General features: G+C 68.3%; 9 protein-coding genes and 1 pseudogene. 6 read left to right on the top strand and 4 right to left on the bottom strand.

Translation table 11 applies throughout. The features are described 5' to 3' along the window. The first annotated feature begins 197 nt into the window (after nucleotides 1–197). A pseudogene (locus ACWDKQ_RS14425) lies at nucleotides 198–990 on the top strand (TerC family protein). Nucleotides 991–1372: 382 nt separating this feature from the next. Then, nucleotides 1373–1756, top strand: a complete 384-nt coding sequence (locus ACWDKQ_RS14420) for a TraR/DksA family transcriptional regulator (RefSeq protein WP_450139217.1) — start codon at nucleotides 1373–1375, stop codon at nucleotides 1754–1756. Nucleotides 1757–1764: 8 nt separating this feature from the next. Here ACWDKQ_RS14420 and ACWDKQ_RS14415 read toward each other — a convergent pair whose 3' ends face one another. Continuing rightward, nucleotides 1765–2733: a GlxA family transcriptional regulator gene (locus ACWDKQ_RS14415; protein ID WP_450139216.1), complete on the bottom strand. Its 969-nt coding sequence runs from the start codon at nucleotides 2731–2733 to the stop codon at nucleotides 1765–1767. Between the two features lie 119 nt (nucleotides 2734–2852). On the opposite strand from ACWDKQ_RS14415, the gene ACWDKQ_RS14410 reads away from it, so the two are divergent. Next, nucleotides 2853–3050 carry a hypothetical protein gene (locus ACWDKQ_RS14410; protein WP_450139215.1) on the top strand — a complete coding sequence of 66 codons (198 nt, stop codon included), beginning with the start codon at nucleotides 2853–2855 and terminating at the stop codon, nucleotides 3048–3050. Nucleotides 3051–3174: 124 nt separating this feature from the next. Here ACWDKQ_RS14410 and ACWDKQ_RS14405 read toward each other — a convergent pair whose 3' ends face one another. Both ACWDKQ_RS14405 and ACWDKQ_RS14400 read right to left on the bottom strand, forming a co-directional pair. Beyond that, nucleotides 3175–4248, bottom strand: coding sequence for a 2Fe-2S iron-sulfur cluster-binding protein (locus ACWDKQ_RS14405; RefSeq protein WP_450139214.1), 1074 nt, complete (start codon nucleotides 4246–4248; stop codon nucleotides 3175–3177). Further along, nucleotides 4245–5501, bottom strand: coding sequence for an aromatic ring-hydroxylating oxygenase subunit alpha (locus ACWDKQ_RS14400; RefSeq protein ID WP_450139213.1), 1257 nt, complete (start codon nucleotides 5499–5501; stop codon nucleotides 4245–4247). Before ACWDKQ_RS14400 ends, ACWDKQ_RS14405 begins: the two co-directional genes overlap by 4 nt. A gap of 130 nt (nucleotides 5502–5631) precedes the next feature. Between ACWDKQ_RS14400 and ACWDKQ_RS14395 the strand changes: the two genes are divergently transcribed. From ACWDKQ_RS14395 to ACWDKQ_RS14385, 3 genes are all read left to right on the top strand, one after another. After that, a complete protein-coding gene (locus tag ACWDKQ_RS14395; RefSeq protein WP_450139220.1) occupies nucleotides 5632–6573 on the top strand; it encodes a LysR family transcriptional regulator in 942 nt (313 codons plus the stop codon). Nucleotides 6574–6661: 88 nt separating this feature from the next. Continuing rightward, nucleotides 6662–7189 (top strand): alpha/beta fold hydrolase, encoded by a 528-nt coding sequence (locus ACWDKQ_RS14390; protein ID WP_450139212.1) that lies wholly within the window; start codon nucleotides 6662–6664, stop codon nucleotides 7187–7189. 136 nt (nucleotides 7190–7325) lie between these two features. Continuing rightward, nucleotides 7326–7553, top strand: a complete 228-nt coding sequence (locus ACWDKQ_RS14385; protein ID WP_450139211.1) for an alpha/beta fold hydrolase — start codon at nucleotides 7326–7328, stop codon at nucleotides 7551–7553. Here the strand turns inward: ACWDKQ_RS14385 and ACWDKQ_RS14380 are convergent. Continuing rightward, nucleotides 7537–8277, bottom strand: coding sequence for an NPP1 family protein (locus ACWDKQ_RS14380; RefSeq protein ID WP_450139210.1), 741 nt, complete (start codon nucleotides 8275–8277; stop codon nucleotides 7537–7539). The two genes, ACWDKQ_RS14385 and ACWDKQ_RS14380, sit on opposite strands and share 17 nt — an antisense overlap. Between the last annotated feature and the right edge of the window lie 178 nt (nucleotides 8278–8455).

Here is an 8455-nt window from a genome sequence, read left to right as displayed (position 1 = left end):
GCTCCAGCGACACACCCTCGGCACCTGACACCCCAAGATCATCTCAGACCGCCCGCCGCCACGACGAACGACCCACCAAGACCTGAACAGTTACACATGAACATTAGACAGCATACTGCATGCAACTTCGATTGTGGCGAGTCGCGCCGGAACCGACCCCCGGCCCCGACGGGCGTTGGCGTACGGAGTGAGTGCCGATGAACTTCCCGGTGCGGGTGTGGATCGCGGCCCTGGTGGCGCTGGCCGCGCTCATCGTCGGCGACCTGGCGTTCGTGGGTCGCCGGCCGCACGCGGTCGGGGCTGGGAGGCGAGCCTGTGGGGCGTCGGCTACGTCGCCCTCGCGGGCCTCTTCGGTGTGCTCCTGCTCGTCTTCGCGGGTCCACCAGCGGCGCGGAGTTCTTCGCCGGTTACGTGACCGAGTACAGCCTCTCGATCGACAACCTCTTCGTGTTCGTCATCATCATGTCGCGGTTCGCGGTGCCGAAGGAGCACCAGCATCGCGTGCGGCAAACTGACCACCCGGGTCAGTGGGCGGCGGATGTTCACCCCGATGGTCGTGGTCGTCGCCGCGCTCGGGCTCGCCAACGTCATCTTCGCGCTAGACTCGATGCCCGCGATCTTCGGTCTCACCAAGGACAGCTTCATCATCTTCACCGCGAACGCCTTCGCGCTGATGGGGCCGCGCTCAGCTCTACTTCGTCATCGGCGGGCTGCTGGACCGCCTGGTGTAACTCAGCTACGGCTTGGCGGTGGTCCTCGGTTTCATTGGGCTGAAGCTGATCATCGAGGCCCTGCACGGCTCGCACATCTACGAGATCCGCTTCGCGGTACCTACCGGACATCGGCATCGCCGCGTCGCTGGGCTTCATCGTCCGCACCCTGGCGGTGACGACCGTGGCGAGCCTGCCCCGCTTTAGTTCGACCGCGAATAAACCCGAGGAGCCCGTGGAGGTGCGCGAGCCCGCGCACAGCGGCGACCACAGCGCATGACCTGGCGGGAGTGTGGCGGTGTTCAACCCCAACTCATGCTGGAGGCACGTTCCTCAGCGCGTCGGCCGCGATGACGCCCGCCATCCAGCGAGGAACCGAGTACTCCGGGTTGCCTCGTCGGCGCAGTCCGACCGTGCCCTGCGCGAGGTCGTCGGGACTTCCCTCATCACCCGAGCTTCGGCGTCCTGGGCGGTGCGCCAGCGGCGAGATCGGTGTCGTTGTGACCGCAGATGCCGCTGAGGCCTTTCGTTGCTGCGGCCACCAACAGCACTGACTGACCATGCATGCCGACCTGTGGGTCCGGCGGCGGACGCGGTAATCGAGCCCTCGGGAAACGCGTGAACTGGCGGAATAGCCGACCGAGTGGCGGCGTTCACTTCGTATGAGCAAGCGGGCGCCGCAGGACGCGCCGTCTCAGCTCGAACCGCGGACGGCGAGGGAATTGCTGGCAGAGGAGCGCGCCAGTGCGATGGCGCGCGTCGAGGCTCTGGAACGCCACCTCGCGTCCATCGGCGAAGTGTCGGCGTGGACCGGCACCGATGACGAGCACGACCCCGAGGGTGCGACGCTCGCCTACGAGCGGGCCCAGGCGCAGAGCCTGCTCGCGGACGTCCGGCGGGAGCTCGACGAGCTGGAACGGGCCACCGCGCGGCTGGACGAGGGTACCTACGGCATCTGTCAGCGTTGCGGGAAGCCCATCGCGCCGGAACGCTTGGAGGCGCTGCCCGCCGCGACGACCTGCATTGCTTGCGCAACCCGCCGCTGAACACCTCGTCAACCCAAGCTCGCGACGGCAGGACGGGCGAAGGTGCGGCGGTAGTCGCGTGGTGTGACGCCCACGATGCGGCGGAAGTGGTGCCGGAGCAGCGCAGCCGTGCTGAACCCGCAGTCACGCGCGACCTGGTCGATGCCCAGCTCCGTTTCTTCGAGGAGCCGCCGGGCGTGAAGCACGCGCTGCGTGACCAGCCACTGGTTCGGGGTCGTCCCGGTTTCGGCGACGAACCGCCGCGCGAAGGTGCGCTGCGACATCTGCGCCCGCCTGGCGAGGCTGGCGACGGTGTGCTCGCGGTCGAGCGTCTCCTGCAGCCAGCTCAGCAGCGGCTGCAGGCTGTCAGCGGAGCACTCGGGGACCGGCAGGTCGATGAACTGGCGCTGCCCGCCGTCGCGCTGTGGCGGCACGACCATCCGCCGGGCGATCTTCATCGCCGCACCGGAGCCGAGCTCGCGCCGCACAAGGTGCAGGCAGGCATCGATCCCGGCGGCGGTGCCCGCACTCGTCACCACGTTCCCGTCGTCCACGTAGAGCACGTCCGGGTCGAGGTGCGCGGCGGGAAACCGGCGCCGGAAATCGGCCGCCTGGAACCAGTGAGTCGTGCAGCGGCGACCGTCGAGGATCCCGGCAGAGCCGAGCACGAACGCGCCGGTGCACACCGAAAGCACTGTGGCCCCGTGGGCCTCGGCTTCCCGCAGCCCGGCGAGCACGCCCGGCGGGTAGACGTCCCGGATCCGGCACGCGGGCACAGCTACGACGTCGACCCCATCCAGCCCGTCGAGCCCGTGCTCGGGGGTGAGGCTCATCCCCACAGACGTGCCCAACGGCACCCCGGGGCGCTCACCGCACACCCAAAATTCGATCGGTGGCACGCCATCGGCGGTGCGGTCCAAGCCGAAGACCTCGCACAGCACACCGAGTTCGAACGGCGCGGCGCCGTCCAAGACGATCGCAGCCACTGAACGAAGCATGTCTCGATGATAGCTGGCAGGATTTTGCTGAACATCGGCGTCGCTGCCACTGTTGGCAGGAAATGGGTGCATCGCAAACTGAGTGCCATCAACCGGACGTTAATTCAGAGGTGAGCACGATGCGCACACCACTTCGGGACAACCCGACGCCGGACCGGTTCGCCGGGATCAGGCGGTATTTCGCGACCCAGAACCTGGTGTGGTCCCGCCACCTGGACACGCTCCAGCCGTGGGAGCAGGTCACCGAACTCCGCTGGGTCCGCAACCCGATCAGCCGCCGCTGGGAACTGCGAGGCGGAGTGCTTCCCGGCTCTTGAGGCCAGTCGGGCCTGGCGCCGGGCCAGCGGTCGACGCCCGGGTGGCGAGGGGCCCGCGAGCCTTTCGGGTGCTATTGCACCGAAAAGTGCTCGCGGGTCAGTAGCAAGGCGGAGCCGGCGGTTCTCATGCGTCGATGACCAAATCCTCCAATGGTTTGGAGCAGCAGAGGAGGATCTTCTGCTCGGCTCGGTCGCGGGGGCGGATGCCCCCGTTGTGCTGCATGTCGACGGAGCCCTTGAGCAGCGTCGCCTTGCAGGTGCCGCACATGCCTTGCCCGCAGGACGACGGCAGGCTAATGCCCGACAGTGCGGCGGCGTCGAGCACGGACGTGCCGGCGGCGCACTCGATGGTCAGCCCGCTGCGGGTGAGCTCCACCGAGAACGATTCGTCCACACTGGACACCGCGCGCACCGGCTGGGGCGGGGTGATCGTGAAGCTCTCCTGGTGATAGTGGTCCATGGGGAAACCGGCTTTGGCGAGCATCAGGCGCACGGCTTTCATGTAGCCCGCCGGGCCGCAGATGAACGCTTCGCGGTCGAGGAAGTCCGGGGCGATCTGCCGCAGCACGTCGGTGGTCAGGCGCCCGCGATGCCCGTCCCACCGCTCGGTCGGCCCGTCAGCCTCGCAGATGTGGCTGACCCGGATCCGCTCCGAGGTTGCCGCCATGAGTGCCAACTCCTGCCGGAAGACGATGTCGTCCGGGGTGCGGGCGCTGTGCACGAAGACCACGTCGGCTGGGGACGCCAGGTCGTGCAGCGTCCTGGTCATCGACATGAGAGGGGTCACGCCGCTGCCGGCGGAGAGGAAGAGGTACTTGTCCGCCGGGTGGCGGACCATCGAGAACTCGCCGAGCGGTCCCTGCGCCCGGAGCACCGCACCGGGTGCCAGGTGGTCGTGCAGCCAATTCGAGACGGGCCCGCCGGGAACCCGCTTCACGGTGATTGCCACGAGGTGCGGACGTGTCGGTGGTGAGGAGATCGTGTAGCACCGCTCGATCTCCTGCCCGTCGATCTCGACCGTGACGACGAGGTGCTGCCCCGGGTCGTGGCGGAACAGCCGGGGCTCGACGGGTTCGAGGACGAACGTTGCGACGTCGCTGGTGATCTGCTGGACCTGCTTGCAGAGCAGCTGCTGATCCGCCGCGCCGTCCCAGTCGCGGCGGCCGACCAGGGACCGGAAGGTTGGCGCGCCGTTCATCGCGTCAGGTGGGCTCGGAGGCGGGTGATGTACCAGTTGCAGAACGCCTCGACCTGGTACTCGGTGGGGGCGTACGGCCCGGGCTCGTACGCCGGGCTGCCGACCCCGCGCTGCGCTCGGGCGACGAGCTCCGCGTCCTGCTCGTTCGTGGCCGTCCAAACCGCGAGCAGCTCGTCCGGGTCGTAGGTTACGCCGGCTTCCGCGTCCGGGTGTACCAGCCAGGTGGTGCGCAGCAGCGTCCGGTCAGCGGCCAGCGGTAGCACCGCGAAGGTGATCGCGTGGTCGCTGACGAAGTGGAACCAGCAGTTAGGCTGCAGGTGCAGCGCCAGATGGCCGAGCCGGGGCGTCGGGAAATCGCCGAGTAGCGGTCGGGACGCGGCTTTGCCGTCCGCGGTGAAGGATTCACCGGCGAGGTTGAGCGCGTCGCGCTGGATCCGGAACCCGGTGGCGCGGGTGTCCAGTTCCTCGATCAACTCGTAAGGCAGCCCGAGGCGCTGGCAAGTCTGGCGCAGCTCGGCGTCCACCTGCAGGTAGCGCTCGTGCGCGGGGCGCAGTCGCGGCGGGAGGTTCTCCTCGGTGTAGCCGTAGGTCGGGAAGAAGGAGCGCAGCAGCTCGGGATGGCCGTCGCAGTGGTAGCACTCCCGGTTGTTCTCCATCACCAGCTTCCAGTTGCCCTCTTCGACGAGGTCGACCTGCGCCGCGACCTTGGCGCCGCGCAGCTGGTGTGGCAGCAGGTAGGGCTCGATTCGCGCGGCGACGTCGGGGAAGTCGCTCGGCGGCCGTTGCGCGAGGCAGACGAACACGAGCCCGGCGACGCTGCGGACGTGCACCCGTTTGAGGCCGAAGCAGCCGGGGTCGAAGCCCTGCGGCTGGGACGGCGCGTGCAGCAGCGTGCCGTCGGTGCCGTAGGTCCACTTGTGGTATCCGCAGACGATGTTCCCGACCGATCCGCGTTCCTGCTGCAGGATCCGTGCGCCGCGGTGCCGGCAGATGTTGTGGAACGACCGGAGGTTCTCGTCGTCGTCGCGCACGACGACGATCGAGTATTGCCCGAGCGCGATCGTGACGTAGTCGCCGGGTTCGGGGAGTTCGGCCTCGGTCGCCACGAAGATCCAGTGCTCGGCGAAGATCGCCGCGACGTCCAGGTCGAAGAACTCCGGGCTGGTGTAGAACGGCGCTTCCAGGCTGCGCCCGACCGTCCGGCGATCGACAAGTTCCGCCGGCGTTGCCGCGATGTCTGGGAGTGCAGTCACTTCTACTCCTCGCGAATTCCGTTCGGATTGAAGAGCGCGCGCTGCCGGAGACCGGCACACCGCAAGCGTGGGGCTCGCACGGCCGGCGGACAATCAAACGTTCATGCAGGAAATCGTGCAAACTGCTTTCATGATTGACAGTCGGCTCCGGATGCTGCAGCTCGTCGCCAAGCACGGCACCGTCACGGCCGCGGCCCAGGCGCTGCACTACACGCCTTCGGCCGTCTCATACCAGCTCCGCCAGCTGGCGGCCGAGCTCGGCGTGGAGCTGGTAGTGCCGCAGGGCCGCCGGATTCGGCTGACCTCGGCCGCCCGGGCGCTGCTGCGGCACGCCGAGCTGCTCTTCGCACAGTGGGAGCGCGCGCAAGCCGATCTGGCGGCACTCGCCGACGAGCCCGGCGGAACGGTCACGCTGTGCGGTTTCTCCACCGCTGCAACGCATCTGCTGCCACCTGCAGCCGCAGAACTGCGCGACAGCTTTCCGAACCTGCGCGTGCGGCTGATCGAAGCCGAGCCCGCCCGCTGCTTCGACCTGCTGCTCGCCGGCGATGCCGATCTCGCTCTCGTGATCGTCACCGCCGACACCCCACCGCTGTCGGACTCGCGCTTCGACCAGCTGCCGCTGCTCGACGACCCGCTCGACCTGGTCACGCCCGCGGGCCACCCGTTGGCGGCTCGCCCGGTGGTGACATTGGCCGACGCCGCGAACGAGTCGTGGATCGTGGGCCGCCCGGACAGCACCTACCACCACCTGGTGATCACCGCGTGCATGGCGGCGGGCTTCAGCCCGGACATCGCGCATTACGCGGACGAATGGGACACCGGCACTGCCATGGTCGCCCACGGTTTCGGCGTCATCCTGGTGCCCCGGCTGGCCCGGCTGCACCGCGAATGGCCGGTCGCGCGCATCCGCCTGCACGGGGAGCCCACCCCTGCCCGCCGGATCCTCGCCGTCACACGATCAGGTGGGCGGGCCAACCGCACGATCGCCCGCGTGCACGAGGCGATCACCAAGACCGCGGCCGGGATCTTGCCCGTCGCTCCGGCGGCGGAGGCGAACTCGCCGCTTTGACGGCGAGCTGGCTCGGTCCCGGGAGCTCATCGCTGTCCTCAGTGGACCCGCCAGGCCTGGCACCGGCACAGCATACCGACCGGGTGGTATGGACGGGCGTTCCGGTGAACGACCCGGATGCGGACCCGGGCTCGGAGCGACGTCTGATGCCGCAGGATGTTTCGAGCAACGACGAACGGATCGACGTCGGATCGCTGACCTCAGTTCGTCCTCTCCGGTGGCTCGCAGGGGCGCCCGGCGCTGCTGCTGCACGGCTTCGCGGAGACCGCGCGCAGCTGTGAGCTCGTCTCGGCTCGACTGGTCGAGGCCGGCGCACGATCGCGCCGAACCAGCGCGGCTACTCCTCCGGCGCCGGGCCCACGGCGACGACCAGTACTCCGTGCCACACCTCGTTGCCGACGCGGTGGGCGTCCTCGACGCGCTGAGATTGTCCTCAGTGGACGTCGTCGGTCACGACTGGAGCTCGGCGGTGGCGTGGCATCTCGCCGGTGCGCACCCGGATCGCGTGGCAACGATGACCGGCGTGTCCGTGCCGCACCCGGCGGCCTTCGGCTGGGCACTGGGCAACGATGCGGGCCAGCAGCGCCGCTCCGAGTACATCAAGCTCTTCCGTTAGGAGGGCAAGGCGGAGCGCATGCTGCTGGCCGATGGGTGAAGCGGCCGCGCGGCTTGTTCGGCGACGCGGTTCCCGCGGAGCTCGTGGACGAGCTCGTCCGAGTCCTCAGCGAGCCGGGCTTGAACTGGTCCGCGCGATGAGTCGCGACATCAACGAACTCGCGGCCGTCATGGTCCCGGCGACGTACGTGTGGAGCACCGGTGACGCGGTGCTGGGGCGAGCGGGTGCCGAGAGATACGGCGACCATGTGGCGGCGCCGTACCGATTCGTGCAACTCGACGGTGTCAGCCACTGGATCCTCGAGGAGTCCCGGACTCCCTCGCCGCGGCCGTCCTCCGGCCCCACGATCACTCGTAGGAGTTGAACGCAACATCGTCGGGCTTGGCCTTCTCGAGATTCCTTTCGAAGGCGCCATCCTTGATCCCCAGATTGGCCTTGCCGAAGTCGGCGCCGGTCAGCTTGTCCCGAATGCCAGACGGGAAGTTGTTCCAGCTGACCAGGTCCGGGTACTGCCACGTGCCGTAGTGGTTCTCCGGCTGCTCGTCGTGATTGGCCAGGCGGAAGCAGTGGGTGCTGACGCCGTCCTTGTGGTAGACGATCTTGGGGTGCGTTCCTTCCCAAGAGACCTCGGAACTGCGGTGCTTGTCGTAGTTCCCGTGCGCCGAGGTCGAAACGTACTGCGCCTCGCCCTGGTTCACCCACACCACGACGTGCTCGATGTCGTGCCGATGCCCGAAGGCGTCGTTCACGCCGTCGAGCGCCTGGTCCTTCTCGAAGTACAGGTCGTATAGGTAGGCGCACCAGCCGTTGTCGTTGCACTTGGCGTGGGAGTAGGAGTTGGTGTTGTCGAGGTCGGACTGGTCGTGGCAGTTCCCGTTGAGGGGGCCGGAGGGCGTCAACCCCTCGGCGATCGCCCCGGCGGGACCGACGGCCGGGGTGGGATAGCAGCCGTCGCCGTCGTAGTCGAAGGCCGGTTGCCACCTGCCGTCGGCCTCGTCGAAACTCGCGGGCAGCGCGGCCGGAGGTTCCGCCCATGCGGCCGGGGGAAGGCCGACGGCCAGCAGGGCGGCACCTGCGACCGTGCTCACGGCGAATGACAACTTTCCCGGTTTTCCCGGACGCGCGCTGTTCGGCGGTTGGGTTTGCTTCCTACGCGTTCTTCCATTCACCGCAATGCCCGTCACCGCAGAACCTCCTGATCGACGCCGGTCGACGCGTGATCGTAGTGAGGTTTCCGTCGCAGGTGTAGGGGAACTTCCGACTCGC

Source organism: Saccharopolyspora sp. NPDC000995 (assembly GCF_053599315.1).
The sequence above is the reverse complement of the archived record's forward strand: the minus strand, read 5'-3'. Positions and strand labels throughout refer to the sequence as shown.